Here is a 26393-nt window from a genome sequence, read left to right on the forward strand (position 1 = left end):
CCGGTTACTTGCGATTGAGATCGCGATAATCGACCTGGCGGTGGAACTGGTAGGTGTAGCCCTCGACCGAGGACGCCATCACGGCGTCCTGGCTGGGCTGCCAGAGCGGTATCTGCGGTATCTCGCTGAAATGGATCGCGTTGAGCTTGACGCCGTCCTCCTCATACTTGGTAGCATCGGGTTCGAAACGGGCCTTCTGCGCGATCTCCACCAGTTCCGGATTGTTGATTGATGAGTAGTTCCAGCGCTGATTGCCGGTGTAAAAATTGCGGTAGAAGTAGTCGGTCGACGGCAGCCAGGCGACGATGCCCTCGGTGAAGAAGGGCAGCTTCTTCTCATTGATCTGCGTCGACATCTGGGCATCCGGCAGCTTCTGGATATCAACCTTGATGCCGATCTTGGCGAGCGATTCCTTCACCAGGGCCGCCATCGGTTCGGCGGTCGAAGCCTGGCCGACATTGAAGCTGAACGTGGTCGAGAAGCCGTCGGGCACGCCTGCCGCCTTCAGATATTCCTTGGCCTTCTCGAGGTCGAGTTTCACGGGCTGCGGGATCGGATAGGCGCCACTCGTTGGTTTGCCATCTGCCCATGATGCGCCGAACAGCGGCGACCCGCGGCTGAACAGCGCCGCCTTGAACATGTCGTCATAGGGCAGCGCAAAGGCGATGGCGCGACGCACGTTGACGTTATCGAAGGGCGGGATCTGATTGTTCATCGAGACGAAGGTGACGGCGTTGTATTGGGGCGTCGAGGTCACCTTCAGCTTGCCCTTTGCCTCGAGCGACTGGACGTCGCTCGCCTGCAGGTCGATGACGAGATCGGCGTCACCGCGTTCGACCAGATTGGCGCGCGTCGCCGGCTCCGGTACCGACTGCACGATGACGCGCTTGAAGGACGCTGACTTGTCGGCCGTGCCGCGATTCCAGGCCTCGTTGCGCGCCATGATGACCTGTTCACCCGGCTTGAAGGTCTCGATCTTGTAGGCGCCGCTGCCGGCCGTGTTCTCCTTCAACCATGCCAGTGCCCAGGGATCGTCCGCCGTCGCATGCGCCTTGGCGACCTTGGAGTTGAAGATGATGGGATAGACGGTGGCGAGATTGGGAAGCGCAAGCTTGTCCGGCTTCGGCAGTGTCACCTCGATGGTCAGGGGATCGATCACCTTGAACTGGTCGGCTGACGTCATCGATCCCGTGAGGAGTTGCGCCTTGCCGAGGACCGGCGCGGTGACGACCCGGTCAAGCGACCATTTGACGTCTTCCGCCGTGACCGGCGTGCCGTCCTGGAACTTGGCGTCCTTGCGCAGGCGGAATGTCATCTTCAACCCGTCCGGGCTGACTTCATAGGACTCCGCCAGTTCTCCCGTGATCTTGCCGAGATCAAACACCCACTTGCCGTTGAGTTGTTTGCGGCCGAAGGAAACCAGCCGGTCGTAAGTACTCAGACTCACCGCAAAAGCTTCGCGGGTCGATCCCGGGATATTCGGGTCGAGTGTGTTGACCGATGCCCCGGTCACGTAGCGCAACGTTTCGGAGCGCGTTTGCGCCTGCACCGATCCGGCGGCCAGTGAAACCGCAACGGAGGCAACCACCGCGAGCAGACGCCTGGATCCTGTAACGCTCATCGAACTTATTCCCTGTTTTGCCAAGATTTTCTGAATGAGAACATCAACTTAAAGCAAGGGATATGCCAATCGGACCCATCGGAGATGCGAGCATAGTAGGTATGAGCCAAGCTTCCCAACACCTTCGAAGGCGGTTCATCGTTCCTCGCTGGTAGCTGGCGTTTGCCGCGCGACGATGGCTTGGGGCACGTCATACGTCTTGAACGAAGCCCAGTGCCGTTCGATGTCCGCGCGAAACAGGCCGCGTGTCAACCCATGCACCAGCTTCGGCACCGCCGTGGTCATCGCATTGATCGATGAGCCCGAAGCACCAAAACTCATGGTGGAGGCGATCGCGAAGACATGAATGTCCGCGATCCACGGTGTTTCGCCGGCGGCGCGCTCCACCAGCGCGTAGTCGTCAGCGAGATAGGGAAAGCGACCGAGCCGCGGACTGCGCTCGTCCGGCGGCGGCTGGTAGCGGTCGGCCCAGGTCGCGATGTTGGCGGCGCAGTTTCGCAGCTCGGGCCGGCCTGCAAAATTCATGTCGATCCCCGTGCCGCAAATCACGAAGTCGGCTGCGTACACGCCCCTCGGTGTCTGCAATTCGACACCGCGAGCCGTTGCCTTGGCGGCTTCGATCGGCGCGCCCTCCTGCAGATGAAAATTGGCGTGGTGGGCACAGCGATCGTAGGTCGCTTGCGGGAAACCCTCGCGCATCTCCAGAACGGCGCGCATGAAGCGCCAGCGCCAGGCATCATCCAGATCGCAAAAATGTCGAAGGAAGCCACGGAAGGTGAGCCAACGGTAGGGCTGGATCACCTGGATCTCCGCCCTGCGGCAGAACAGATCCACCTCGGCCGCGCCTGCTTCCAGTGCTGTGGCGGCATTGTCGAAGGCCGAGGCGCCGGCGCCGATCACCGCAACCTGTTTGCCGCGCAAGCGGGTGAAGTCGATCGACTGCGCCGCATGCGCACAAATCGATGACGGCAGATGACGCAGCGGCTCCGGAACGGTCCAGTCGCCCATGCCTTCCTGCCCCGTCGCCAGCACAATCTTCCGTGCAAAGACAATGTCGACGCCATCAGCGCTCTGCACCTTGGCCGCGAGCAACCCACCTGCCGCAGGCGAAATCTCGATGACCTCGCAACCATTGCGCACCGGCAGGTCCACGACGCGCCTGAACCAGAGCAGATATTCCGCCCAAAGCTCGCGCGAAATCAGGTCGAGATTCCGCCAATTCTCCTCGCCGAAGCGCGCCTCGTGCCAGGACTGGTAGGTCAGGCTCGGGATATCAAGATCAGGCCCGGTGAAATGCTTCGGACTGCGCAGCGTGTGCATCCGGGCATAGGTCAGCCACGGCCCTTCTTTTCCCTCCTCGGACTTGTCGAGCACGAGGATGTTGCTCACTTGCGAGCGCTTCAGCCCGAACGCCGTCGCGAGCCCCGATTGTCCGGCGCCCACCACGAGCACGTCCAGCGCCGGCCTGTCGTCCGGCCCGAATTTTGGAGTAAGCCACGCGGCATTCGGATGCGCGGTCTTGGCAAGATCGGCGCGAACCTGAGATTCGAGAGCGATAAGGGCGCTATTCATGCCGCGAGCCAACCGCCATCGACCACCATCACGGTGCCGGTCGTAAAGGACGACGCATCGCTGGCAAGATGCAGCGCGGCCTCGGCCACCTCCTCCGCTTTGCCAAAGCGTTTCATGGCATGGCGGGTGCGCGACGCCTCGCGCACCGGCTCAGGGTCGGCGTGACGGGCAAAACTGCGCCGCAGCATCGGTGTGTCGATGGCACCCGGCGCAATCGCATTGACGCGGATTCCATCCGCAGCGAAATCCAGCGCCATTGTCCGGGTCAGGCTGATGATCGCCCCCTTCGCGGCGATATAGGCGCTGTTACCCTTCCCGCCGGCGATCGCGAGCTGCGAGGCCAGCGTGATGATCGAGCCGCTGCCCTGCCGCTGCATCTCCGGCACCACCGCGCGCGACCAAAGCCAGGTGCCGCCGACATTGGTGCGGAACACTGCGTCCCAATCGGCTGGATCGGTGTTCAGCACCGTTCCTCCGCAGGAAAAGCCGGCGGCAGCCATCAACACGTCGAGGCGGTCGCGCCGCGCCTTGACATCGCCCACGATGTCTTTCGCGAAATTGGCCTCGCTGACATCGCCGACATGGAGCGACGCTTCGCCTTTGGCGCCCTCGATCGCCGCCAGCGTCTCCTGCAAGCCGGTGCGGTCGCGATCGACCAGCGCAATGAAGGCACCTTCCTTCGCGAAAAGCACCGCACTGGCCCGGCCAATACCGGAACCGGCCCCGGTCACGATCGCGGTCCGCCCTGTCAGTCTCATGTCAGGTTTTCCCTCGATGCTCGCTCCACCAGCGGCTCAGATCGGCAGCCGAGTCCGTGCAGCCGAACCGCGCGCGCCAGCCGAACTCTTCTGCCATGCGCGCGACTGACAGCGGTGCTCGGTCGACTGGACTATGCAGATCGACCGTTGCCACCTCATCGGCATCAGTCAACCGACAAGCAAAGCCCGAGTGCAACGCGGCCAACTCCTGGCCCCATTGCAGCGCGGACCATTCCACGCCGGTTGAAATGTTATAGAGCTGATGCTTCGGCCTCGCGGCCTCGATCAGCAATGTCACAGCCTCCGCGACATCCATGGCATAGATCCAGTCCCTGACGCCCGGACGCGATAAAACGGCCTCGTACCCCTCTTGCATCGCGGCCAGAATCTGCGCCTGCGGGCTTGGCGTGTCGCGCACGTCGTTGCTTCGCTCCCACGGTCCGAACACCGCGCTCAGCCGCACGCTGATGATCTCCTGCTGCCAGTGACCGGCCAGACGCGCAGCGACCTTCTCGGAAGCGAATTTGGTAATGGCGTAGAGTGAGGCCGGATCGCAGGGCGTCTCTTCATCGAGCAGCGCGTTCCGGAATGCGCTCGCACCGTAGGCTGCCGCGGACGACAGATTGATGATGCGTTTAACGCCGCGGCTTCGCGCTGCGATCAGGATCGGCGTCTGAGCCAACAGGTTTACTCGCAGAATGGACTCGGGATCGCTCGCCTCCCGCTCCGGTCCGGCGGTGATCGCGGCTCCCAGAATGATGGCGTCATAACCAGCGGCGATCACGCTCTCCACGGCTTTACTATCCGTGACATCGCCCTCGATAGCCGTCAGCCGATCACCGTGAGAGGCAAGATCCTTTCTTGCGTCAGGCGGCAAGCCGGCGCGGTCGAACACTGTCACCACGTGACCGCGTGACAGCAGTGCCGAAGCGATATTGAGCCCGACGAAACCGGTGCCGCCGAAGACAAGGATTCTCATCGCTCAATCCGAACAGGTCGCGGCGGATGGATCACAGCAGGGTCGCGCCGAAATTCTGCTCGGGATCCATGTCCGGCATCAGGCGCCCAGTCGGTTTCGCCGCCTCGCCTCCCGCGCGCGGAAGGAAGCGGCCCGAGCCTGCTTCGACCGAACGTTTTCCGTCCGCCACGATGACGCGCCCGCGCGACAGCACCGTGACCGGCCAGCCTCGCAACTTGCGGCCGGCGAAGGGCGTATAGCCCGCGAGGTCGTGCATCATCGCGTCGCTGAGCGTGACCTCTCGCTGCGGGTCCCAGATCGCGATATCCGCATCGGCGCCGACCGCGATCGAGCCCTTGCGCGGATGCAAATTGTAGATCTTTGCCGGCGCGGTCGCGGTCAGTTCGACGAATTTTTCGAGCCCCAGGCGGCCCCCGGACACCATGGCGTCGAACAGCAGCGGCAAGCGAACTTCGAGGCCAGGCAGACCGTTTGCCACCTGCTTGAAATTGGGATTGGGGCCGGCGCGCAGTTTGCCCGTTTCGTCGAACCGGTACGGCGCATGATCGGACGAAACGGTCTGGAGATCACCGAGTGCAAGCGCCTGCCACAGCGCTTCCTGGTCGGCGGCGCGACGCGGCGGAGGGCTGCACATCCATTTGGCACCTTCCACGCCGGGCTTGTCGAGATCGTCGGCGGTGAGAAAAAGATATTGCGGGCAGGTTTCCGCGAACACTTTCAGCCCCTGCCCGCGCGCGTCGCGGATCACCTTGGCGCCCTCGGCGGTCGACACGTGAAAAATCATGATCGGCTGGTCGATCAGCGCGGCCATGCCGATCAGCCGGTTGAAGGCCTCCGCTTCCGAGACGCGGGCGTGGCTGATGGCGTGATATTTGGGATCGGTATAGCCGCGCGCCAGCAGCCGCTTCACCATCCAGGAAATGATGCCGTGGTTCTCGGCATGCGCGCAGAGCATCGCGCCGCCGTCGCGCGCCGCAAGCAGAATATCGAGCAGCGGCTCGTCGTCGATTTTCAGGCGATCATAGGTCATGAAGATCTTGATCGAGCCATGACCCTGCTTGATCAACGCCGGCAGATCTTTCTCCAGTGTCTCCTTAGTCGGATCGGCGATGATCATGTGAAAGGCATAGTCGATGACGGCGCCCTTTTCCGCGAGTGCGTGATACTCCTCCAGCACCTGCGGCAGCTTCATGCCGACGTGCTGGGCCGCGAACGGGATCACGGTGGTGGTGCCGCCGAAGGCTGCCGAGACGGTCGCGCTCTCGAACGTATCGGCGTTCACGATACCCGCGGCCGACAGCTGCTCGATATGGGCGTGGCTGTCGACCCCGCCGGGCAGCACCAGCTTGCCCCGCGCGTCGATCTCCCGCCGCGCGCCCGGCAGCCCGCGGCCGATGGCGGCGATGGTCTCACCGGAAATGGCGACGTCGGCCTCGAACACGTCGCTTGCGGTCGCGACGCGGCCGCCGCGAATGAGAAGGTCGTAGGCGGGCTCGGTCATGGCAAACTCCCAACTATTAAGTCCTAAATCCTACGTCTCTTGCATTCACCGGATAAAAGCACAGATCGTGCCGTTACCCTCCCTTGCGCTTTCGCAGCAGACAGTGGACCATGCATCACTGGATGGCATGGTCATTGCTTGCATTGTCGTCTTGTTGCACGTCGGTCTCTCTGTATCCACCGACGCTTCCTACTGCAGGAACACACCATGTCACGGCCGCGCATTCTCGTCATCAATCCCAACTCAAACCAGCTCGTTACACAAGGGCTGGAGCAAGCCTTGAAGCCGCTCGGCTTTGAAGGCGGACCGGAGATCGTCTGTGAGACGCTAACTGAAGGCCCCTACGGTATCGAGAGCCAGGCCGATGTCGACGGCGTAACGATGCCGCTGCGCCGCCTCGTCGAAGGCGACAACCACTCGGCCGCCTTCGTCATTGCCTGCTACAGCGATCCGGGCCTGCATGTCTGCCGCGAAGCGACCGACCGGCCCGTGTTCGGCATCGCCGAATGCGGCGTGCTGACGGCGCTCGCGCGCGCAGAAACCTTCGGCGTCATTGCAATCGCGCAGCGCTCGATCCGCCGCCATGTCCGCTACCTCAGGCAGATGGGCTTGACCGATCGCCTGACCAGGGAACGGCCGCTCAACATGAGCGTGGCGGAGACGGCGTCGGGCGAAGGAACGCTCGCAAAAATGATCGAGATCGGGCGCGCGCTCAGGGACGAAGACGGATCCGGCGCCATCGTGATGGGTTGTGCCGGCATGGCGCGTCACCGCCGGCCGCTGGAGCAGGCGCTCGGGATTCCCGTGATTGATCCGACCCAGGCGGCCGTGACCATGGCGCTGGGCACGGTGCAGTTCTCGCATCACTGACTTTGGTCGGACGTTTCGGCCGCTCCGTTGCGCGAAAGCCATTGCGCGTGGCTTTCGCGCGCCAGCGTAAAGGTATCGCGCTGAGCGGCGTAGAGATTGCCGAACAAGCGCCCGATCGGGCGGTAGGCATCGAAATCGACATACATCTTTTCCTGGTCAATCAGCCCCTCCCGCGCGTGCAGGCGCAGCACCTCTCCGACGAGAAGCTCACGACCGGCCCCAAAGGCGAGCGCGACATGCTGTCGGCACTCGAGCGCGAAAGGCGCCGCAGCCAATCGCGGCACCGCGATATCGATCGACGGCAATGTCTTTAGCCCCGTCGCCTCCACTTCGCTGTCACCGGAGGGGAAGTCAATCGCACAGTCGTTCATGACTGCGGCCAGCGCCTCGTCCACCAAATGCACGACGAACTGCCCGCTGCGGTGGATGTTGCGCGTGGTGTCCTTGGGACTGAAATCGGCCTTGTGCTGCAGGCCGAGCACAAGAAGGGGCGGATCTTCGGAGAAGACATTGAAGAAGCTGAACGGCGCCGCGTTGACGCTACCATTCTCGTCGAGCGTCGTGACCAGCGCGATTGGCCGCGGCACGACGACGCCACACAGCAGTTTGTAGCGGTCGTGCGGGTCAAGTTCGCGGAAGGAGATGCCGGACATCTAGTTTTCCGGAGGCTGCACCGCGCCGGTGCGGCTGGTGATCAGGCCGTAATGCTCGATGCGGCGGTGCATCGCGAAATTGAAGATCGTGTTCTTGCCAAATATGGTGGCGTCGAGATCGCAGGGATGAACCAGGAGTTCGTCATCCTCGGTCCTGGCCTCGACGACAATCTCACCGTCCGGATCGACGATCAGGCTGCCACCGATCAAAGGATGGCCATCTTCGACGCCGGCCTTCGCAACGCATACGACCCAGGTCGAGTTCTGGTAAGCGCCGGCCTGCGCGGAGAGCCGGTTGTGAAACAGCCGCTTCTCGGGCCCCTCCTCGCTCTTCTCGGCATTGACCGAGGGCGTGTTGTAGCCGATCAGCACCATCTCGACGCCTTGCAAGCCCATGACGCGATAGGTCTCCGGCCAGCGCCGGTCGTTGCAGACCGCCATGCCGAAGATGCCGCCGAGCGCACGCCAGACGTTGAAGCCGAGATCGCCCGGCTCGAAATAGCGCTTCTCCAGATGCTGGAACGCGCGTTTCGTGTCGAACTCCGAATGACCTGGCAGATGAACCTTGCGGTACTTGCCGACAATTTTTCTCGACTTGTCAGTGAGAATGCTAGTGTTGAAATGATGCCCATCCGGCGTCAGTTCGGCATAACCAAAATTCATCGCCATCCCGTGGTGGGCGGCTCGCTCAAACAAAGGCCTTGTCGCCGCATTCGGCATCTCGCGCTCGAACCAGGTATCAACCTCGGCCTGATCCTCCATGTACCAGCGCGGAAAGAATGTGGTGAGTGCGAGCTCCGGATAGACGATCAGATCAGCGCCCTTTGCCTTGGCTTCATCCATCAGTGCAATCATGCGCTTCACGACGGCTTCACGGCTGTCGGCTTTCTGGATCGGGCCCAACTGGGCGGCGGCAACATTGATGATGCGCATGGATAACTTTCTGGATGCTTCCATTTAAGGCTGCGTTGCACGAGAATAAAGCAGTCTGCGAAGATCGGAGTCCTATCTGGCTCAATCGAAGCCAGCAGTTAAAGTTTTGGTCCACTCGAAGTCAATTCCAGAGACAGTCCGCGACACGCACATCAGTTCTGTTCCGGCAGCACTTTGAGATGACACGCCACCCATTGACTGCCTTCGGCCGACCGAAGCTCCGGCTCTTCCGTACGGCAGCGATCGAACACGTAGGGACACCTGGTGTGGAAGCGGCAACCGCTGGGCGGATTGATCGGGCTCGGCACGTCCCCTTTCAGGATGATCGGGTTGCGAATGGCCCCGGGCTCCGGTACCGGCACGGCTGACAGCAGAGCCCTGGTGTAAGGATGCCTCGGCGCCGTGAATATCTGCTGTCTTCCCGCCATCTCGACGATCTTGCCGAGATACATGACGGCAACGCGATGCGTCATGTGCTCGACAATTGCGAGGTCGTGACTGATGAAGAGCAGCGCAAGGCCGAACTCCCGCTGCAGATCCTGCAACAGGTTCACGATCTGCGCCTTGACGGAGACGTCGAGCGCCGACACCGCCTCATCGCAGACGATCAGTTCGGGCTCCGCGGCAAGCGCTCGGGCGATCCCGATGCGCTGGCGCTGGCCGCCCGAGAATTCGTGAGGCCGGCGGCCCAGCGCGTCGCGCGGCAGCCGCACGGTGTCCATCAGCGCCGCAACCTTCGCATCGAGTTCGGCGGCAGATTTAGCGAGGCCGAAATTGCGGATCGGCTCGGCCAGGATATCGCGGACACGCATCCGCGGATTGAGGCTGGAGAACGGATCCTGGAACACCACTTGGACGCGGCGGCGCATGCTGCGCAAGCCCCCGGGCGAAAGATCGTCGATCCGCTGGCCATCCAGCACCACCTGGCCGGCGGTGATGTCGAACAGCCGCAGGATGGCCCGGCCGACCGTCGACTTGCCGCAGCCGGACTCGCCAACGAGAGACAGCGTCTCGCCACGCTCGACCTCAAAGGACACGCCGTCCACGGCGTAGACCCAGTTGGACTTGCGGCTGAACAAGCCGCCGCGGACCGGAAAATGCTTCTTGAGGTCGTTGACCTGGAGCAATGGGGCGCTCATGCCGCGGCCGCCTCCTTGCGCGCATAGTGGCAGGCTGCGATGTGACGGGGCCCCTTCTCTTCGAGACCCGGCGCGACCTGCCGACAGAGATCGGTCGCCAGCGAACATCGCCCGGCAAAGACGCAGCCCTCGATCCGCCCCTTGAGGCTGGGTACCTGGCCGGGGATCTCGGCAAGCCGCCGCGCCGCGCCTGTCAGCGAGGAGCCGAGCTTGGGCACCGCGCCGAGCAGGCCCTGCGTATAGGGATGACGGGGCGAGCGGAACAACTCGGCCACCGGCGCCTCTTCAACCTTGCGGCCGGCATACATCACCATGACGCGCTCAGCGATTTCAGCGACCACACCGAGATCGTGTGTAATCAGAACGATCGCCGCGCCAACGCGGCGCTTGAGGTCGAGCATCAGCTGCAGGATCTGCGCCTGGATGGTGACGTCAAGCGCCGTGGTCGGCTCGTCGGCGATCAGGAGTTTTGGATTGCAGGCGAGCGCCATCGCGATCATCACGCGCTGCCGCATGCCGCCGGAAAGCTGATGCGGATATTCGCGCACGCGCCGCACAGGCTCGGGGATGCCGACCAGTGTCAGCATCTCGATGGCGCGCGCCTCGGCAGCCTGCTTGTCGAGCCCCTGATGCATCCGCAGCGTCTCGCCGATCTGGCGGCCGACCGTCAGCACCGGATTGAGGCTCGTCATCGGCTCCTGGAATATCATCGAAATGTCGTTGCCGCGAATGGCTCGCATCTCGCGTTCGGACAGTTGCAGCAGATCCTTGCCCTGGAAGCGGATAGAACCCGCGATCTTGCCCAGAGGCTCGGCGATCAGCCGCATCAGCGACATCGAGGTGACCGACTTGCCGCAGCCGGATTCCCCGACGATGGCCAGCGTCTCGCCTTCGTTGACGTGGAAGGAGACGCCGTCGACGGCGCGGTTGATGCCCTCGGGGGTACGGAAATGAGTCTGCAGATTTTCGACTTCGAGCAATGCCATCGGATCAGAGACTCTTGGCCATTCGCGGATCGAGCGCATCACGCAGGCCGTCACCAAGCAGGTTGACGGCGAGCACGGTGACGGACAGAAACGCGGCGGGAAAGAACACGATGTAAGGCTTGACCTGCCAGAGCGCCCTGCCCTCGGCCATGATGTTGCCCCAGGACGGAATGGTGGGTGGCGTGCCGGCGCCGATGAAGGAGAGGATCGACTCCACGATCATAGCGCTGGCGCAGATATAGGTCGCCTGGACCAGCATCGGCGCCAGCGTGTTCGGCAGGATGTGGCGAAGGATGACCATCGGCGTTCGCGTGCCCGAGGCCGTGGCGGCGTCCACATAGGGCTGCTCGCGCAGCGACAACACGACACTGCGCACCAGCCGCGAGACGCGCGGAACTTCGGCAATCGTGATGGCCAGGATGACGTTGCCGACGCTCGCGCGCGTCAGCGCCATCAGTGCGACGGCCAGCAAAATCGGCGGTATCGACATCAGCCCGTCCATGAACCGCATCAGGATGCTGTCCGCCCATCGCACGAAGCCCGAGACGAGGCCGATGGCGAGACCGGCGAGTGAGGACAGTATGGCTACCGACAAGCCCACGGTGAGCGACACCCGTGCCCCGTAGAGCACGCGTGAATAGATGTCGCGGCCCAGCAGGTCGGTGCCGAACCAGAAATCCGCGGAAGGCAGGCGCGTACGCTTGGCGGGCGCGAGCGCGGTGGGATCGACGGTTCCGAGCCAGGGCGCGAAGATTCCGACCAATACGAGGCAGAGCAGCAAGGCGCCGCCGATCGCAACCGTCGGATGATTGCGCAGGAAGCCGAACACACCGCGCCGGATGGCCACCGGCAGCAGCAGGTCTGGCAGTTGCGGCGAGATGACGAGGCCCGGCGGCACCGGCGCCGTGCTTGATGTGGAGATGCTCAATAGCGGATCCTCGGATCGACCAGGGTGTAGGTGACGTCGACCATCAGGTTGACGAGCACATAGAGGAAGCTGAACAGCAGGACGATGCCCTGGATGACCGGGTAGTCACGGCGCAGGATCGCGTCGATCGTCAACCGGCCAAGGCCGGGGATGGCGAACACGCTTTCGGTCACCACCGCGCCGCCGATCAGCAGCGCAATGCCGATACCGATCACCGTCACGATCGGCACGGCTGCGTTTTTAAGCGCGTGAACGAACAGGATGTTGCGCTGCCCGAGGCCTTTGGCGCGGGCGGTGCGGACATAATCCTGCTGCAGCACCTCGAGCATGGAGGCGCGGGTAATGCGCGCGATCAGCGCGATATAGACGGAGCCGAGGGCAAGTGCCGGCAGAATCAGGTTCTTCAGCCATGGCCAGACGCCCGCAGTCAACGGCGTGTAGCCCTGCACGGGCAGCCATTCGAACTGCAGTGCGAATACATAGGCAAGGACGTATCCGACAACAAAGACGGGAAGCGAGAAGGCGAACACGGCGAATGCCATGATGGTGCGGTCGATCCAGCTTCCCGCCTTCCACGCCGCCGCCACGCCGAGCGGCACCGCGACAAGGATGGTCAGGACGAGCGTAATCGCCATCAGCGAGAGCGTCGGCTCGATGCGCTGCGCGATCATCGCGGAGACCGGCAGGTTGGTGAAGATCGAGGTGCCGAGATCGCCATGCAGGATGTGCCAGAGCCAGGTTCCGAACTGGATCAGAAACGGCCGGTCGAGGCCGAGGCCCTGGCGTATGCGCTCAACGTCGGCGGGGCTCGCCTGATCGCCTGCGATCACCGCGGCCGGATCGCCCGGCGCGATGTAGAGCAGACTGAAGACGAACAGCGCAACGATCCCCATCACGGGCAAGGTCGAGAGAAGGCGCCGAAGGATATACGAGACCATGTGGGTTTACTGCGCCGTCATGCGGTCTTTGACACGCCCCAGAAGAAGGGCAGCGGCCCCTTCGCGATACCGGCGACGTTCTTGCGCCACGCCGTGTAGCTCAGGAAGAAACCGGTCGGCGCATAGACCACGTCGTCGATCGCCGCCTTGTTGAGGCGTTTCACCGCAGCCTTCTCCTCATCGAGATTTTTGGCGTCGAACCACGCCGTGACTTCTTTTTCCACGACCTCGCTCGTGGGCCAGCCAAACCACGCCTTGTCGCCATTGGCGCGAATGGCGTTGTAGGCGGCGGGACTGATGCAGTCCGCGCCGGCGTGCCAGGTGTGAAACATCCCCCAGCCGCCCTGGCCCGGCGGCGTCTTCTGGGCGCGGCGGGAGCCGACCGTCCCCCAATCGGTCGCAACGAAGTCGACATTCATTCCGATTTGCTTCAACAGATCGGCGGTGACATCGCCTTGCGCCTTGGTGATCGGCTGATCCTGCGCCACGACGCAGGTGACCGGCTGGCTTGAATAGCCGCTCTCGGCAAGCAGCTTCTTGGCCATTGCGAGATCGCGCTTGCCTTTCAGTATCTCGCCGCCCTCTTCCGTGTAGAGCGGTGTATCCGGCGTGAAGAAGCCCGGCAGCGGCTTCCAGAGCGCGGTATCGTCGCCGACCAGCGCGCGCATGTAGTCTTCCTGGCTCAGCGCCGCGAGCACGGCACGCCGCACCTTCACATCGTTGAAGGGCGGATGCAGGTGGTTCATCCGGAATGAGCCGATGTTGCCGAGGGGATCGGCGATATCGACGTTGATGTTGCGGTTCTTCTTGAGCGACGGCACGAGATCGGTGATGGGGCTCTCCCACCAATCGACCTCGCCATTCTGAAGTGCTGCCGCCGCCGTGGCGGGATCCGGGATCACCACCCATTCGATGCGGTCAACCAACATCTGCTTGCCGCCGGCCAGCCAGGACGTCTTCTCCTGCCGCGGCGTGTAATCGGCAAACTTCTCGAACACCGCCTTGGCGCCGGGCACCCATTCGCCCTTTGCAAACTTCATCGGGCCCGAGCCGATATATTCGGGGATCTGCTTGAACGGATCGGTCTGGGCGATACGCTCCGGCATGATGAACGCGCAGGGCGTGCTATTCTTGCCCAACGCCAGCAGCATCTTCGGATAAGGCGCCTTCAGCGACCATTTGAAGGTCCTGTCGTCGACGGCAGTAAGCTCGTTCTGGATCGCCTTGAGCATCAGGCCCATCGGATCGCGCGCCGACCAGCGCGCGAGACTCGCCACCACATCCTTGCTGCGGACCGGCTCGCCGTCGTGAAACTTCAGCCCCGGCCGGAGCCGAAAGGTCCAGACCAGCCCGTCATCAGACACCTCCTCGGATTCGACCATCTGGCGCTGCGGCTGCAGCGTGGCGTCGAGGCCATAGAGGGTGTCCCACACCAGCGCAGCCGCGTTGCGCACGACGTACTGGGTCCCCCAGATCGGGTCGAAATTCGCGAGGTTGGCCTGCGGCACAAACCGCAGCGTGCGCGCGGCGGCGCCTTGGGAAAGCGCCGGCATCGAAAGGCCACCCGTCGCCGCCAGGCTGCCTACCCCAGCCAATCCCTTCAACACAGTCCTGCGATCCATGGAGTTCTCCCAGTTTCGGGTTGTATGGCGGTTCCGACCAATTCATTGGCCGAAGGTTCGATGCCGCGTGAGGTGAAACGGGCCAGTCAAACCGATGCCAAATCAGTCTCCGTTTTCTTGCAAGCGGTATGCCAGCACGGCCCACTCGCGCGGCTGCCAGTTTCCGGCTGCCCACACGGGAAGCCCTTTCGGGCGATCACATTTTTGCGCGGTCATATCCATCTGCGGTTCTGCCTAACCTGCGAGCTGTTTGAACTTCGATGATTGCTGCGGATGCCACCAACGACCGGCAATGACGACGCCTTCGGACGCGATCTTGCGGTCGCCGATCAGGTGCTCGCCGACGGCGTCGACATAATCGAACTGGCCTTGCTGGACCGAGATGAGGGTGGCGTCTCCCGCGCTTCCCGGCTTGAGGCTGCCGAGTTCGGGACGTCGCAGCGCCATCGCCGCGTTGACCGTCGAAGCCGCGACCACATCGGCGAGCGGCATGCCCATGCACAGAAACTTGGACATGGTCGTCACTTGGTCGAAGGCCGGCCCGTCGATGCACAGAGTATGAACGTCAGAGGAGATGGTGTCGGGATAGAAGCCGTTGGCAAGCATAGCGCGCGCGGTCTTGAAGGCGAATGAGCCTTTGCCGTGGCCGATGTCGAACAACACGCCGCGTTCGCGCGCCTCCAGCACCCCCCTCTTCACCGTGCCCTGGGCGGTGGCGGGCGTGTTGGGAAACGGCCGGAACGCATGCGTGAGGACGTCGCCCGGACGCAGACGGGCAAGCACCTCCTCGTAGCTCGGCGGCGGATGGTCGATATGCGCCATCAGCGGCATTCCAACCTCTTCGGCGACCTCAAGCGCGATGTCGAGCGGCACGATCCCCGAGGTTCCCGAGGCGTGGAGCCCTACCCGCACCTTGATGCCGACGATGAGGTCGCGGTTTTGCTCGGCTACCTTGACGGCGTCGATCGGGTTCATCAGCCGCATCTCCTCGCTCTCGCCGACCATGACCCGGTGCGAGAAGCCGTAGATGCCGGCGTGGGAGACGTGCAGATAGGCCAGAATGCGGACCTGGCTTGGCTCGATGACGTGCTTGCGGAAGCCGGCGAAATTACCCGGGCCGGCGCTGCCGGTGTCGACCGCCGTGGTGACGCCGGAGGTACGGCAGAAATCCTCGGCGTCGATGCCGAGCGAGGTACCGCCCCAATAGACGTGGGTGTGCAGATCGATCAATCCGGGGGTGACGATGTAGTCAGACACGTCCCGCACATCGGTTCCGGGATCGGCCTTGAGCTCGCTTCCGACCATCGCCACCTTGCCGCCGGCGAAGGCGACATCCGTCACGGCGTCGAGCTTCTGGGAGGGGTCAACCACCCGGCCGCCGCGCAGGATCAAATCGAAAGGCATCGTTATCTCCTGAAATGACGGAAGCAGCGCGAGGGTGCCTCGCCCATCCACGGAAGCGCGTGCACCGACGAGCCGTCAGCCATCGAAGGCCGCCTGGGCTTCCGGCAAATCCCAGATCTTGCCGATCGCCGCGTTCGCGGCCGAGATCATCGCGGTCTCGTCACCGTGAATGTATCGGCCCGCATCGATCAGCACACGACCGTCAACGATGACCTGATCGATGTTGGCGCGGTTTCCGAGCGCAACGAGCCCGCGGCGCGGGTCGAACAACGGCTGCAAATGGGGGTGGGTCAGATCGACCACGGTGAGATCGGCGGTGGAGCCCGGCGCGATTGTCCCGAGGTCCGGTCGCTTGATGACCGCCGCCGCGGTTGCAGTGACCGACTCGATCAACTCCGGTGCATTGGCTACATCCGCGCGGCTGGATACAATCTTCGAGATCATCGACGCGGCGTTGAGTTCGCCGAGCAGGTCCATGTTGTAACCATCGGTTCCGACCACCGTCCGGACGCCGTGCTCCGCGAATCGGCCGAACGCCGCGGTAATGCCCGAGCGGGCAAACACGCGCGGGCAGTTCAGCACCGTGGCACCCTTCGCCGCCATCAGCTTCAAATCATTATCAGTGCTCGCGATGCAGTGCGCGGCCATAAGATCAGGTGCCAGAAGGCCCAGCCAGTCCAGATATTCGGCCGGCGTGCGACCGCCGTGCCGGCTCCCGATCGTAGCAACCTCGGCCTGGCTTTGTGCGAGATGGGTGGTGATGGGAATGTCGAGTTCGCGCGCGCGAGCGGCGCACGCCCGCAGCAAATCCGGACCGCAGGTGTCGGTCGCGTGCGGGCTCATCGCAAGGCCAATCCGGCCGTCGCCTCGCCCGTTCCAGCGCTGATAGAGCGCGTTCCAGGTGTCCATATCGGCCTGGCCGTCATCGCCCGCGTAATGCACCACGCCATCGGGACCGGCCTTGGCATCCGACGTGGAGAACAGGTAGGGCGCGCCGTAGAAGCGGATGCCCATTTCCTCGGCGGCATCGAACATCTCCGGGATGGTGTTGCGGAACGGCTCCATTACCGTGGTGGCGCCGCCCTTCAGCAATTGCAGGATGCCGAGCCGCGCGATCGCGAGCCGCTCTTGCGGTGACAGCAGGTCGGCGCCGCGCTTGGTCAGCGGCAGCAATACCGTATAGACGATGCTCTGATTGTTCCTCCGACCATTGCCGTCTTCGGTGTGCGTCCGGGCGACGGCTTCGCTGAAGCAGTGGTTGTGCAGGTTCAGAAGGCCGGGCAGCACGAAACGGCCCGGTCTGTCGAAGACCTCGGTGGCCGACGGCCGGTCGCGCGTGACGGCGGCGATCCGTTTGCCTTCGAGCAACACCCAATGATCGCGCAGCACCTCCTGCGCGCCATCTTTTCGCGACAACACATAGCTGCCAAAGATCGCGGTGGTACTCATGCCGGTTTCACATTCCAGAATACGGCCGTACCGTCGAGGATGCCGGTGATGTTCGAGCGGTAGGCGGTCGGTTGCTTGTACTGACCGATCGGGAAGTAAGGAATCTCCTCGAACGACAACGCCTGGATATCGCGGCAGATGCGCTGCTGCTCGGCAAGGTTGGCGGCGGCGAGCCACTGGCTTCGTAGTGCCCCCATCTTCTCGCTCCTGTACCAGCCGGCCACTTTGCTGTCGCCGCGCAGGTTCGAGTTGCCGGCCGGGTTCAGCCAATCGATACCTTGCCAGTTGCCGACGCCAGCGCTCCAGCCGCCCTGGGCGACCGGATCCTTTTTCAACTGCCGCTGCAGCACCACGCCGAAATCCAGTCCGGCATATTCGACGTTCATGCCGGCCTGCTGCAGCATGTCGGCTGCGATGTCGCCGAGCGGCTTTTGTGCAACCGAATTGGTGGGGACGAGCAGCACCACCTTCTCGCCATTGTAACCAGCGGCTTTCAGATCAGCCTTGACCTTCGCCATGTCGCGCGACCCGCGAAACACATTGAGGCCGACATCGCTCGCCATCGGCGTACCCGGCGCAAAGAAGCCGATAGGCGAGGATTGATGGGCGGGATCATCGCCCGCAACCGCAGTCATGAAGGCGGACTGGTCGATCGCGCCCAACAGAGCCCGGCGAATGGCGGGATTGTCGAACGGCGGCTGCAGATGGTTCACGCGCAACATGCAGGTGTAACCGCGCGGATCGAGGATTCGCGTGGTGATGCCGCCGGTACGATTCAGCACCGGCAGCAGATCGTGTGGCGTTGTTTCCTGCCAATCCTGCTCGCGCGTTTGCAGCGCAGCGACACCTGTTGCCGCGTCCGGCATCGTCGTCCAGACCACGCGGTCGTAATGGACGATCTTGGGACCGGCGGTCCAATCTGGCTTGCCGTCCTGACGGGGCTGATAGCGATCGAAACGGGCATAAACGTTGCGCGCGCCCTGCACGCGCTCATCCGCCACAAAGCGGAAGGGACCGCTGCCCACGACCTCGCCCAGCGGCTTGAACGGATCCTGGCTCGCCAGCCGCTCCGGCATCATGAACGGCGCCTGGATCGCGGCCTTGCCGAGCGCCGCAGGCAACAGAGCGAAAGGCCTGCTGAGTCGAAAACGGATGGTACGGTCATCCGGTGCCGACAGTTCATCCGTTGCAGCCATCAACTCGGCGCCGAACCCGTCGCGGGCCGCCCATCGGCGGATGCTCGCGACGCAATCGCGCGCCAGCACGCGCTCGCCATCATGCCAGAGCAGACCGTCGCGCAACATCAGGTCCCATTGCCGCTCGTCGTTGGACACGACATGCCCGGACACCATCTGAGGCGAGACCTCGAGCGCTGAATTCATGCCATAGAGCGTGTCGTAGACCATGAACCCGTGGTTTCGGGAAACCTGCGCCGTGGAGTAGATCGGATCGATGAAAGTCAGGTCGATCACCGGAATAAAGCGCAGCGTGGTCTGCGACTGCGCCCGCAGGATTCCCGGCAGCGACAACACCGGCGCTGCGGCGGCGGTCTTTAACAGTGAACGACGGGAAACGAGCATCAAGGACTCCTGGGATATCTAATCGGCACAGCTCTCAGAGGGGCGCTGCTTCGTAACGTTTGAAGTTCGCCGCGATCGCCTCTCCCGTTGTGATCCACAGATCGGGGCAGGATTTGGCATAGGTGAGAAATTCCCGCAGCAGTCGAAGCCGCATCGGACGACCGCTGCATTGCGGATGCAGCACGGTCGTAACCATCGCGCCCCAATCCCTGACCTCATCGAGCTCATCCTTCCAGATCGAGAGCACGTGCTCCTTCGGAAAGATCGGCCGCGGGCTGAATCGGGCGGACAGTCCGTGCATCCAGTCGTCGTAGCTTGCGGTCACCGGAAGCTCGATCGTGCCCGGCCTGCCATCGGCAAGGCGGTGGCGGTAAGGCCGCACGTCGTCGCGAAATGACGAGGTGTAGACGATGCCGTGGCGCACCAGCGCCACACGCAGCTCCTCGGTGAATTCGCCGTAAGGCGCCCGATAGCCGGTCGGCTTGACGCCAAGCCTCCGCTTCAGCGCCTCAAAGCCGCGCTCCAGTTCCTCCTCGATCCAGGGGTCGCCCGGATCCGGCAGCAGATGGTGATAACCATGATGGCCGATCTCGTGGCCCGCCCTAAGAATAGCCTCAGCCATCGCCGGATGCGCATCCACCGACCAGCCGGTGACGAAGAACGTCGCCTTCAGATCAAGCTGATCGAGCAGCTCCAGCAGTTTCGGCGTGCCGACGCGAGCCTCGTAGCCGCCATAGCTCATGGTGATGAGGCGCTGGGCGTGAGCTGCGTCCTTGCTGGTCCAGGCGCTCTCCGCATCCACGTCGAAGGAGAGGAACATCGCTGATGTATAGGGCTTGGGCCACGGATAGTCCGGGGCCGGCGGCGCGGCGTTCGCGGGAATGAGCGGAATGCTCGCGAGTGCTCTACTGTCCAGCATTGATGGTCGCCTTCTCTACGCCGTAGTCGGTCAATTTCCACTTCGCCAGCAAGGCACGGTAGGTGCCGTCCGCGATCAACGAGTCCAGGGCCTCCACGACCGCTTGCTGCAACACCTTCTCCTTCACGCCCAACGCAAGCCCGGTGAACTGGGTGGCGAACACGTCGCCGACCGGGACATAGGTGCCCGGCTCGAGGTCCATCATGTAGGGAAGCGTCTCGCCACCCTGGACGGCCGCGTCGATTCGACCCTGCCTTAGCTGAGTCCGGGCATCGGCCGATCCTTCCGTGCCGACGAATTGAACCGGGTTGCCGCCGCAATGTGCCTCGCTCCAGGCAGCGATCAGCTTCGGAAAGGACGTGCGCCGGCTGGCGCCGACCTTCTTCCCGCAAAATGCCATCGTATCCTTGAACTCGGCGGCGCGCGATTGCTGCACGAAGAACCGAGGCCCATTGCGGAGGTAGTCGACAAAGGTCGCTGTATCCTGCCGGCTCGCCATATCAGTCATGCCGGACAGGATCGCATCCACCCTCCCCGTCGCAATCGCAGGCATCATCTGATCGAAACTGGTTTGCTGCCAGTCGAACTTGACGCCGAGCTTCTTGCCGAGCGCCTCGCCAAGCTCGACGTCAAAACCGGTCAGCGTATTGGTCGCGGGATCGCGGAATTCCAGAGGCGGATAGTTCGGTACGATGGCGACCTTGATACTGCCCTGCCTGGCGATTTCCGGAGGCAGTTCGATCGCCGTGGCCGAAATGATAGCGGCGCAAGTGAGCGCGGCAGCGAGAAACCATTTCATCATGACCATCGCCCCATCAGATCACCGCGGAAAGAAAGGATTGAGTACGCACTTCACGGGGCTTGCCCAGAACCTCCGCCGCAGGCCCGGACTCGACGATGGCGCCATGATCCATATAGACGACCGTATCCGCCACCTCCCGTGCGAAGCCGAGTTCGTGCGTCACCACCATCATCGTCATGCCGCTGCGAGCCAGCTCCTTCATGACGGTGAGCACCTCTCCGACCAGCTCCGGATCGAGCGCACTCGTCGGCTCGTCGAACAGCATCAGCATCGGCTTCATGGCGAGCGCGCGGGCGATCGCCACCCGCTGCTGCTGCCCGCCGGAAAGCTGCGAGGGATAGGCATCGGCTTTCGCCGCCAGCCCGACGCGTGCGAGAAGCTCCATCGCCTCCGCCCGCGCGTCCTCGCGACTGCGGCCCTGCACCTGCACCGGACCTTCGGTGATATTTTCAAGCGCGGTCTTGTGCGGGAACAGGTTGAAACGCTGGAACACCATGCCGGTCTTCAGGCGCTGGCGCGCGATCTGCCGCTCGGTGAGGCGATGCAATCGCCTACCCTCTTCGCGTACGCCCAGCAGCTCGCCATCCAGCCAGATGCCGCCGCTATCGATCGACGTAAGCTGATTGATGCAACGCAGGAGCGTCGTCTTACCCGATCCCGACGCCCCGATCAGGCACAGCACCTCGCCTGCCCAGACATCCAGCGAGACCCGATTCAGGGCCTGAAACTCTCCAAAGTTCTTGCTGACCGAACGGATGGCGACGAGGGGCTGGGTCATCGGGTGATCTGCAACGTGCCACGCGCGAAACGTCGCTCGAGAAGCATTTGCAGCGGCGTCAAAATCGACACCACGAGCAGATACCAGGAGCCGGCGACGATCAGGAGTTCGATCACGCGTGAGTTCGCGTAATAGATATTCTCGGCGTTGTGCAGCACCTCCGGATACTGGATGACGCTGGCCAGCGACGTGGCCTTCACCATGCCGATGAACTCGTTGCCAAGCGGTGGGATCACCACCCGCATCGCCTGCGGCAGGATGATCCGGCGCAGCGCGCGCAGCCGTCCCATGCCGATCGCCTGCGCGGCCTCATATTGTCCAACGTCGACCGACAGCATACCCGCCCGCATCACCTCGGACGTGTAGGCGCCCTGATTGATGCCGAGGCCGAGCAGTGCGGACAGAAACGGCGTCATGACATCGACCGCCCGAGCCGACCACAGGCCCGGAATTCCGATCGTCGGAAACACCAGCGCGAGGTTGAACCACAGCAGTAACTGCAGGATCAACGGCGTGCCGCGGAACAGCCACGTATAGCCAGCGGCAACCGACGTCAGCACTGGATTGGACGAGAGCCGCATGATTGCGACGACGACGCCCAAGACGATGCCGAGGGACATCGCGAGCACCGCCATCACCATCGTGTTGGTGATGCCCTCGAGGATCACCTTCGCGGTGAGGAAGCGGCTGACATAGGTCCATTCGATCTGACCGTTGACGAAGGCGCGACCGATCGCAGCCAGTACGACGAGAATCGCCGCCGCGGCGAGCCATCGCTGCCAATGAACCTGACGCGCGACCGTCATCTCCGAAATATCGGGGAAGCCTCCCGCAAGTGTGGGCGCTGCTCTCATTGCGTGGACGCATTCATCATCGGTTGGGCCACGGCGTTCGCGCCCAATCCGTATTTGTCGAGAATGGCCTTGTAGGAGCCGTCTGCGATCATGGCTGCAAGGTGTTGCGTCACCACCTCGCGCAGCGCCACGTCGTCTTTCCGGAACATGATGCCTTGATAGCCAGTGGCGAACGGCTCTCCGATGACACGGTATTTCCCCACCTCCTGCTGCTGGGCGTAAGGCAGCGTCTCGGTGCCCTGCACCGCAGCGTCGATGCGACCCTGCTTGAGCTGGTTACGGACGTCGATGCTATTCTCGCCAGGGACATACTGCACGGCGGGCTTGCCGTTCGCTTCGCAATTCTGCTTGCTCCATTTCTCGATCTCGACCGGGAAACTGGTGCTGCGTGTCGTCCCGACCTTCTTGCCGCAGAGATCGATGGGAGACGTCGCCGCATTTTCCGTCAGAATGAAGAACTGCGGGCCCGTCGCCAGATAGTCGATAAAATCCGCGGCCTCACGCCGCGAGCTACGGTCCGAGATGCCGCTGATGATGAAATCCGCGCGCTTGGTCTGCAATGAGGGGATCAGCTCGGCGAACGGTGTTTCGCTCCAGATGATCTTCACGCCCAGCCGCTTGGCAAGTTCGTTGGCGAGATCGATATCGAGCCCGACGAGCTGGTTGGTCGAGGGATCACGATATTCCATGGGGGCGTAGGTCGAGTTGACCGTCAGCCGCAATGCGCCCGCCTGCTTGATCGGCTCCGGCAGTTCGGCAGCTTGTACAGATGCAACAGAAACCAGCGCGGCGAAGCCAACGGAGAACCAGAGACGTGTCATATCAGTTCCTTCTGCCCGCACTGCGACTGGCCGCTTGATGCTTAATCGCATCGAGCGTGGCCGGCTCGACGACGCCCGCACGCTCTGTGATGGCCGTGTATTGCTCGGGCCGCCGGTGCGCGGCGAAATTGAACATCTTGTCCTTGCCCTGGCGGCAGAGATCGAGGTCGAGGTCGGCGACGACAATCTCGTCCGCGAGCGTTTGCGCCTCGGCGACGATCCGGCCATTGGGATCCACGATGCAGGAGCCACCGATCAGTCCGGAGCCATCCTCGTTTCCTGCCTTGGCGACCGCGATCGCCCAGGTGGCGTTCATGTAGGCGTTGGCCTGGGTCACGAGCCTGGAATGGAAGGTGCGCAGCGCTGCGTCTTCGGAGACACCGCCGTTTGGATCATACGCCGCGGAGTTGTAGCCGACGCAAACCAGTTCGACGCCTTGCAGGCCCAGCACCCGCCAGGCTTCCGGCCAGCGGCGATCATTGCAGATCATCATGCCCATGATCGCGTGGCGCCAGTCCGGTCCCGCCCGAAAGGCAGGAAATCCCAGATCGCCATATTCGAAATAGCGCTTCTCGAGCTGCTGGTAGGGTTCGCCGGCACGTGGCTCGACTGAGCCAGGCAAATGCACCTTGCGATAGCGCCCGAGAATTTCGCCGTCGCTATCGACCAGGATCGAACAGTTGAAGCGCTGACCGTCCGATGTCAGTTCGGCGTAACCGACATAGAAACCGATGCCGAGCGCCTGAGCACGATCGAACAAGGCCTGCACGGCCGGATTCGGCATGCCATGCTCGAAATAATGATCGAGTGCTTTGCCTTCGATGAGCCATCGCGGGAAGAAGGTCGTGAACGCCAATTCGGGAAAAACGACCAGTTTTGCGCCGCGCGCAGCCGCTTCCTCCAGCAACGCCAGCATCCGGGCGAGCGTATGCTCCCGCGTATCAGCTTTTTGCGTCGGCCCCATCTGAGCGGCGGCGGCGCGGAGCATTCGAACCAACATTGCCTCCAATCTGAGCGGATTGCTTACTCAGGAGGCGGATGATCCAGCTCCGATAGCGCTCCGATGCAGGGGTGATTACGCGGAAGCGCAGCCCTAAACGCAATCACTCGTGCTATGATATTTTCAGTGATACAATAACCGGTAGTTATATGAACCTGCGCCAATTGGAGATCCTGCGAGCGGTTATCCGCCATCGGACCACGGTCGCGGCGGCGGACGAACTGGCGCTGTCGCAGCCGGCGATCAGCAACGCGCTGAAGGCGATGGAGTCGCAGGCGGGCTTCGCCTTGTTCGAGCGCGTCAACAACCGGCTGTTCCCGACATCAGAGGCGATGGCGCTCTACAAGGAAAGTGAAGCGATCTTTGCGCTCCACGCCAAACTCGAAAATCGCGTGCGCGATCTGAGAGAGTGCCGCACAGGGCTGCTATCGATCGTGGCGACGCCGCCGCTGGCCTACAGCATTATTCCGCACGCTCTATCGGACTTCCTGCGCCGCCGTCAGCAGACGCGTGTCTTCTTCGATGTGCGACGCTACGAAGGCATCATCGACGGCGTGTCGAGCAGGGTCGCCGAGCTCGGCTTTGCGCTAGGGCTGTCGCATCATCCTGGCATTGCGCATGAGGTGGTTCACACCGGCGAAATGGTCTGCGTCCTGCCGCCGAACCATCCGCTGGCCGAACGGCCGGTCATTTCCGCTTCCGACCTTGTCGGCTTGCCCTTCATCGGGCTGGAGCGCGGCACGCGGTTGGGCGAAGCCGTGCGCGAGAGCTTTGCGCAGGCCGGCGCGCCGTTCCAGCCAACCGTCGAGGTGCGATACTGCAATACGGCCTGCGTGCTCGCGGCCGCTGGCGTGGGCGCGGCGGTCGTCGATCCGTTTTCACCGCGCCAGAGCGGCGGGCAGGACCTCATCGTTCGGCCTTTCACGCCCAAGACCGTGGCGGTGGCCTATATGCTGTGGTCCGAGGCGGAGCCGCTATCGCGCCTGGCCAAGGCATTCCTGAATCAAGTCCGGCAGGCGAGCCGCTCGCTGGACCGCGATGCCTCTTAAGCGTTGAATCGCGTGCAACAGGGCGCGCTTGGCTTGAGGCTGCTCACGTTGCATGCCCGCAGCGAAAATTCACCGCCCGAGCAACTTCTTGATACCGTTCAGTCCGAGGCGCAGGAAGGGGTCGGAATGGACGTAGAAGAACTGCACACCCTTTTCGAGCCAATACGGCAATTCGTCGGCCGTCACGAGCGTCCCGGCGATCTTGCCGGCGGCGCGGATCTTGTCGACGGTGAAAGCGACCTTGTCAATGACGGCTTGCGGCCGCGGCTGGCCGAACGGCGGGGCTGGCGGGTATCCCATGTTCTGTGACAAGTCACCGGGTCCGATGAAGAATACATCGATGCCTTCGACGGTGACCAGTTGGTCGATATTGCCGATAGCCTCCAGCGTCTCGACCATCGAGACGACAAGGCGTTTTTCGTGATCGGCCGGACAGGCATAGCGAACCGCGTCGACGATGGCGCGGGCCTGAGCCGCGGTATCGACCATCGGTACCATCAACCCGTCGGCCCCGGCATTCAGATAGCGGATCAGCAGCGAACGCTGGTGGGAATCCGGGCGCACGATCGCGGCTCCGCCGGCACCTCGAATGACCTGCGCCGTATTGCGCACATCCTCGAAACCCCACGCACCATGCTCGCAGTCGACGAAAATCGAGTCCGCGCCAAGTTCAACCAGTCGCACCGAGAGGCCGGGCGAAACGTGGTGGGGGTTGAACATGGTGATCGCCTCGCCTTTTGACAGGCGCTCGCGCAGCTTCGCTCCATTCATGGCCGTTCCTTCCGGTCTATTTCTTTGGCTTGTCGGGGGTGTCGTCCGGTGCGCCCACCCAGCGCGCGGTCTCGATATCGGCCGAGGTGTCGCGCATGAAAGTCGGGCAGATCTGCAGTTCGGGGATCATCGCGCCCTTCTGCAGGCTGGCACAAAGCAGCACCGCCCGGGCCACATCATGCGGATCGAGCATGACCGCGCGTTCACTATCCAGCGGTGGGCGGGCACGATTGTCCATGATCGGCGTGTTAGTCTCACCGGGCAAAATGGTCGTCGCGCGGATGCCCTGGTTGCGATAGGTGTTGTGCAGGAAGGTCATGAAGTTTTTGACCGCCGCCTTCGCCGCTCCGTAGGCGGCTCCGCCCAGCAGATTCGGATTGAGCGCTGCAAGTGACGAGACCGTGATGATCGTGCCCTCGCCCTTCGCAATCATGCCGGGCAGGACCGCCTGGCCCCAACAGAAAGA

At 63.0% G+C, this 26393-nt stretch carries 24 protein-coding genes and 1 pseudogene; 2 read left to right on the plus strand and 23 right to left on the minus strand.

What is annotated here, in order from left to right; translation table 11 throughout:
- Window positions 1-4 precede the first annotated feature (4 nt).
- The 5 genes from IVB05_RS25365 to hydA form a co-directional block, all read right to left on the minus strand.
- Window positions 5-1621, minus strand: a complete 1617-nt coding sequence (locus IVB05_RS25365) for an ABC transporter substrate-binding protein (RefSeq protein WP_247778653.1) — start codon at window positions 1619-1621, stop codon at window positions 5-7.
- A 135-nt stretch (window positions 1622-1756) separates the two neighbouring features.
- Window positions 1757-3193: an NAD(P)/FAD-dependent oxidoreductase gene (locus IVB05_RS25370; protein ID WP_247778654.1), complete on the minus strand. Its 1437-nt coding sequence runs from the start codon at window positions 3191-3193 to the stop codon at window positions 1757-1759.
- Complete coding sequence (locus IVB05_RS25375; protein WP_247778656.1) at window positions 3190-3951, minus strand: SDR family oxidoreductase; 762 nt, start codon at window positions 3949-3951, stop codon at window positions 3190-3192. The genes IVB05_RS25370 and IVB05_RS25375 overlap by 4 nt, the downstream gene beginning before the upstream one ends.
- A 1-nt stretch (window position 3952) precedes the next feature.
- The gene (locus tag IVB05_RS25380) at window positions 3953-4930 is read right to left on the minus strand and encodes an NAD(P)-dependent oxidoreductase (RefSeq protein WP_247778658.1); all 978 of its coding nucleotides are present in this window, start codon (window positions 4928-4930) and stop codon (window positions 3953-3955) included.
- A 31-nt stretch (window positions 4931-4961) separates the two neighbouring features.
- Window positions 4962-6431 carry a dihydropyrimidinase gene (gene hydA / locus IVB05_RS25385; RefSeq protein WP_247778659.1) on the minus strand — a complete coding sequence of 490 codons (1470 nt, stop codon included), beginning with the start codon at window positions 6429-6431 and terminating at the stop codon, window positions 4962-4964.
- A gap of 207 nt (window positions 6432-6638) precedes the next feature.
- Between hydA and IVB05_RS25390 the strand changes: the two genes are divergently transcribed.
- Complete coding sequence (locus IVB05_RS25390; RefSeq protein ID WP_247778661.1) at window positions 6639-7301, plus strand: aspartate/glutamate racemase family protein; 663 nt, start codon at window positions 6639-6641, stop codon at window positions 7299-7301.
- Here IVB05_RS25390 and IVB05_RS25395 read toward each other — a convergent pair.
- From IVB05_RS25395 to IVB05_RS25470, 16 genes are all read right to left on the minus strand, one after another.
- On the minus strand, window positions 7295-7954 hold the full coding sequence (locus IVB05_RS25395) for a flavin reductase family protein (RefSeq protein ID WP_247778663.1): 660 nt from the start codon (window positions 7952-7954) through the stop codon (window positions 7295-7297). The genes IVB05_RS25390 and IVB05_RS25395 overlap by 7 nt on opposite strands.
- Complete coding sequence (locus IVB05_RS25400) at window positions 7955-8887, minus strand: N-carbamoyl-D-amino-acid hydrolase (protein ID WP_247778664.1); 933 nt, start codon at window positions 8885-8887, stop codon at window positions 7955-7957. It abuts the gene before it with no gap.
- Window positions 8888-9039: 152 nt separating this feature from the next.
- A complete protein-coding gene (locus IVB05_RS25405; protein WP_247778665.1) occupies window positions 9040-10026 on the minus strand; it encodes an oligopeptide/dipeptide ABC transporter ATP-binding protein in 987 nt (328 codons plus the stop codon).
- The gene (locus IVB05_RS25410; protein WP_247778667.1) at window positions 10023-11012 is read right to left on the minus strand and encodes an ABC transporter ATP-binding protein; all 990 of its coding nucleotides are present in this window, start codon (window positions 11010-11012) and stop codon (window positions 10023-10025) included. The genes IVB05_RS25405 and IVB05_RS25410 overlap by 4 nt, the downstream gene beginning before the upstream one ends.
- A gap of 4 nt (window positions 11013-11016) precedes the next feature.
- Window positions 11017-11940, minus strand: a complete 924-nt coding sequence (locus tag IVB05_RS25415; RefSeq protein WP_247778668.1) for an ABC transporter permease — start codon at window positions 11938-11940, stop codon at window positions 11017-11019.
- Complete coding sequence (locus IVB05_RS25420) at window positions 11937-12878, minus strand: ABC transporter permease (RefSeq protein ID WP_247778670.1); 942 nt, start codon at window positions 12876-12878, stop codon at window positions 11937-11939. The genes IVB05_RS25415 and IVB05_RS25420 overlap by 4 nt, the downstream gene beginning before the upstream one ends.
- Before the next feature lie 17 nt (window positions 12879-12895).
- On the minus strand, window positions 12896-14500 hold the full coding sequence (locus tag IVB05_RS25425; protein WP_247778671.1) for an ABC transporter substrate-binding protein: 1605 nt from the start codon (window positions 14498-14500) through the stop codon (window positions 12896-12898).
- 234 nt (window positions 14501-14734) lie between these two features.
- On the minus strand, window positions 14735-15904 hold the full coding sequence (locus tag IVB05_RS25430) for an amidohydrolase/deacetylase family metallohydrolase (RefSeq protein ID WP_247778672.1): 1170 nt from the start codon (window positions 15902-15904) through the stop codon (window positions 14735-14737).
- A gap of 75 nt (window positions 15905-15979) precedes the next feature.
- Window positions 15980-17353 carry an amidohydrolase family protein gene (locus IVB05_RS25435; RefSeq protein ID WP_247778673.1) on the minus strand — a complete coding sequence of 458 codons (1374 nt, stop codon included), beginning with the start codon at window positions 17351-17353 and terminating at the stop codon, window positions 15980-15982.
- Window positions 17350-18933, minus strand: coding sequence for an ABC transporter substrate-binding protein (locus IVB05_RS25440; protein WP_247778674.1), 1584 nt, complete (start codon window positions 18931-18933; stop codon window positions 17350-17352). The genes IVB05_RS25435 and IVB05_RS25440 overlap by 4 nt, the downstream gene beginning before the upstream one ends.
- 34 nt (window positions 18934-18967) lie before the next feature.
- On the minus strand, window positions 18968-19852 hold the full coding sequence (locus IVB05_RS25445; RefSeq protein ID WP_247778675.1) for a polysaccharide deacetylase: 885 nt from the start codon (window positions 19850-19852) through the stop codon (window positions 18968-18970).
- Window positions 19839-20654, minus strand: a complete 816-nt coding sequence (locus IVB05_RS25450) for an ABC transporter substrate-binding protein (protein WP_247778676.1) — start codon at window positions 20652-20654, stop codon at window positions 19839-19841. The genes IVB05_RS25445 and IVB05_RS25450 overlap by 14 nt, the downstream gene beginning before the upstream one ends.
- A gap of 13 nt (window positions 20655-20667) precedes the next feature.
- Window positions 20668-21432, minus strand: coding sequence for an amino acid ABC transporter ATP-binding protein (locus tag IVB05_RS25455; protein WP_247778677.1), 765 nt, complete (start codon window positions 21430-21432; stop codon window positions 20668-20670).
- The gene (locus IVB05_RS25460; RefSeq protein ID WP_247778678.1) at window positions 21429-22286 is read right to left on the minus strand and encodes an amino acid ABC transporter permease; all 858 of its coding nucleotides are present in this window, start codon (window positions 22284-22286) and stop codon (window positions 21429-21431) included. The genes IVB05_RS25455 and IVB05_RS25460 overlap by 4 nt, the downstream gene beginning before the upstream one ends.
- Window positions 22283-23107: an ABC transporter substrate-binding protein gene (locus IVB05_RS25465; RefSeq protein ID WP_247778679.1), complete on the minus strand. Its 825-nt coding sequence runs from the start codon at window positions 23105-23107 to the stop codon at window positions 22283-22285. Before IVB05_RS25465 ends, IVB05_RS25460 begins: the two co-directional genes overlap by 4 nt.
- A gap of 1 nt (window position 23108) precedes the next feature.
- Complete coding sequence (locus IVB05_RS25470; protein ID WP_256472528.1) at window positions 23109-24107, minus strand: N-carbamoyl-D-amino-acid hydrolase; 999 nt, start codon at window positions 24105-24107, stop codon at window positions 23109-23111.
- Between the two features lie 149 nt (window positions 24108-24256).
- Between IVB05_RS25470 and IVB05_RS25475 the strand changes: the two genes are divergently transcribed.
- Window positions 24257-25156 carry a LysR family transcriptional regulator gene (locus IVB05_RS25475; protein WP_247778681.1) on the plus strand — a complete coding sequence of 300 codons (900 nt, stop codon included), beginning with the start codon at window positions 24257-24259 and terminating at the stop codon, window positions 25154-25156.
- A gap of 69 nt (window positions 25157-25225) precedes the next feature.
- Here IVB05_RS25475 and IVB05_RS25480 read toward each other — a convergent pair whose 3' ends face one another.
- Together IVB05_RS25480 and IVB05_RS25485 are read right to left on the minus strand one after the other, a co-directional pair.
- The gene (locus IVB05_RS25480; protein ID WP_247778682.1) at window positions 25226-25927 is read right to left on the minus strand and encodes an aldolase/citrate lyase family protein; all 702 of its coding nucleotides are present in this window, start codon (window positions 25925-25927) and stop codon (window positions 25226-25228) included.
- Between the two features lie 16 nt (window positions 25928-25943).
- Window positions 25944-26378: pseudogene (locus tag IVB05_RS25485) on the minus strand (SDR family NAD(P)-dependent oxidoreductase); the annotation flags it as partial.
- Between the last annotated feature and the right edge of the window lie 15 nt (window positions 26379-26393).

The organism is Bradyrhizobium sp. 170 (assembly GCF_023101085.1).
Classification (GTDB): Bacteria; Pseudomonadota; Alphaproteobacteria; order Rhizobiales; family Xanthobacteraceae; genus Bradyrhizobium.

Coding starts and splice junctions, on each gene's coding strand:
- IVB05_RS25450 (WP_247778676.1), bottom strand. CDS start 20,654: ATGATGAAATGGTTTCTCGCTGCCGCGCTCACTTGCGCCGCTATCATT.
- IVB05_RS25375 (WP_247778656.1), bottom strand. CDS start 3,951: ATGAGACTGACAGGGCGGACCGCGATCGTGACCGGGGCCGGTTCCGGT.
- IVB05_RS25400 (WP_247778664.1), bottom strand. CDS start 8,887: ATGCGCATCATCAATGTTGCCGCCGCCCAGTTGGGCCCGATCCAGAAA.
- hydA (WP_247778659.1), bottom strand. CDS start 6,431: ATGACCGAGCCCGCCTACGACCTTCTCATTCGCGGCGGCCGCGTCGCG.
- IVB05_RS25440 (WP_247778674.1), bottom strand. CDS start 18,933: ATGCTCGTTTCCCGTCGTTCACTGTTAAAGACCGCCGCCGCAGCGCCG.
- IVB05_RS25430 (WP_247778672.1), bottom strand. CDS start 15,904: ATGCCTTTCGATTTGATCCTGCGCGGCGGCCGGGTGGTTGACCCCTCC.
- IVB05_RS25470 (WP_256472528.1), bottom strand. CDS start 24,107: ATGTTGGTTCGAATGCTCCGCGCCGCCGCCGCTCAGATGGGGCCGACG.
- IVB05_RS25465 (WP_247778679.1), bottom strand. CDS start 23,107: ATGACACGTCTCTGGTTCTCCGTTGGCTTCGCCGCGCTGGTTTCTGTT.
- IVB05_RS25380 (WP_247778658.1), bottom strand. CDS start 4,930: ATGAGAATCCTTGTCTTCGGCGGCACCGGTTTCGTCGGGCTCAATATC.
- IVB05_RS25370 (WP_247778654.1), bottom strand. CDS start 3,193: ATGAATAGCGCCCTTATCGCTCTCGAATCTCAGGTTCGCGCCGATCTT.
- IVB05_RS25420 (WP_247778670.1), bottom strand. CDS start 12,878: ATGGTCTCGTATATCCTTCGGCGCCTTCTCTCGACCTTGCCCGTGATG.
- IVB05_RS25480 (WP_247778682.1), bottom strand. CDS start 25,927: ATGAATGGAGCGAAGCTGCGCGAGCGCCTGTCAAAAGGCGAGGCGATC.
- IVB05_RS25405 (WP_247778665.1), bottom strand. CDS start 10,026: ATGAGCGCCCCATTGCTCCAGGTCAACGACCTCAAGAAGCATTTTCCG.
- IVB05_RS25460 (WP_247778678.1), bottom strand. CDS start 22,286: ATGAGAGCAGCGCCCACACTTGCGGGAGGCTTCCCCGATATTTCGGAG.
- IVB05_RS25410 (WP_247778667.1), bottom strand. CDS start 11,012: ATGGCATTGCTCGAAGTCGAAAATCTGCAGACTCATTTCCGTACCCCC.
- IVB05_RS25425 (WP_247778671.1), bottom strand. CDS start 14,500: ATGGATCGCAGGACTGTGTTGAAGGGATTGGCTGGGGTAGGCAGCCTG.
- IVB05_RS25455 (WP_247778677.1), bottom strand. CDS start 21,432: ATGACCCAGCCCCTCGTCGCCATCCGTTCGGTCAGCAAGAACTTTGGA.
- IVB05_RS25445 (WP_247778675.1), bottom strand. CDS start 19,852: ATGCTGGACAGTAGAGCACTCGCGAGCATTCCGCTCATTCCCGCGAAC.
- IVB05_RS25395 (WP_247778663.1), bottom strand. CDS start 7,954: ATGTCCGGCATCTCCTTCCGCGAACTTGACCCGCACGACCGCTACAAA.
- IVB05_RS25390 (WP_247778661.1), top strand. CDS start 6,639: ATGTCACGGCCGCGCATTCTCGTCATCAATCCCAACTCAAACCAGCTC.
- IVB05_RS25435 (WP_247778673.1), bottom strand. CDS start 17,353: ATGAGTACCACCGCGATCTTTGGCAGCTATGTGTTGTCGCGAAAAGAT.
- IVB05_RS25365 (WP_247778653.1), bottom strand. CDS start 1,621: ATGAGCGTTACAGGATCCAGGCGTCTGCTCGCGGTGGTTGCCTCCGTT.
- IVB05_RS25475 (WP_247778681.1), top strand. CDS start 24,257: ATGAACCTGCGCCAATTGGAGATCCTGCGAGCGGTTATCCGCCATCGG.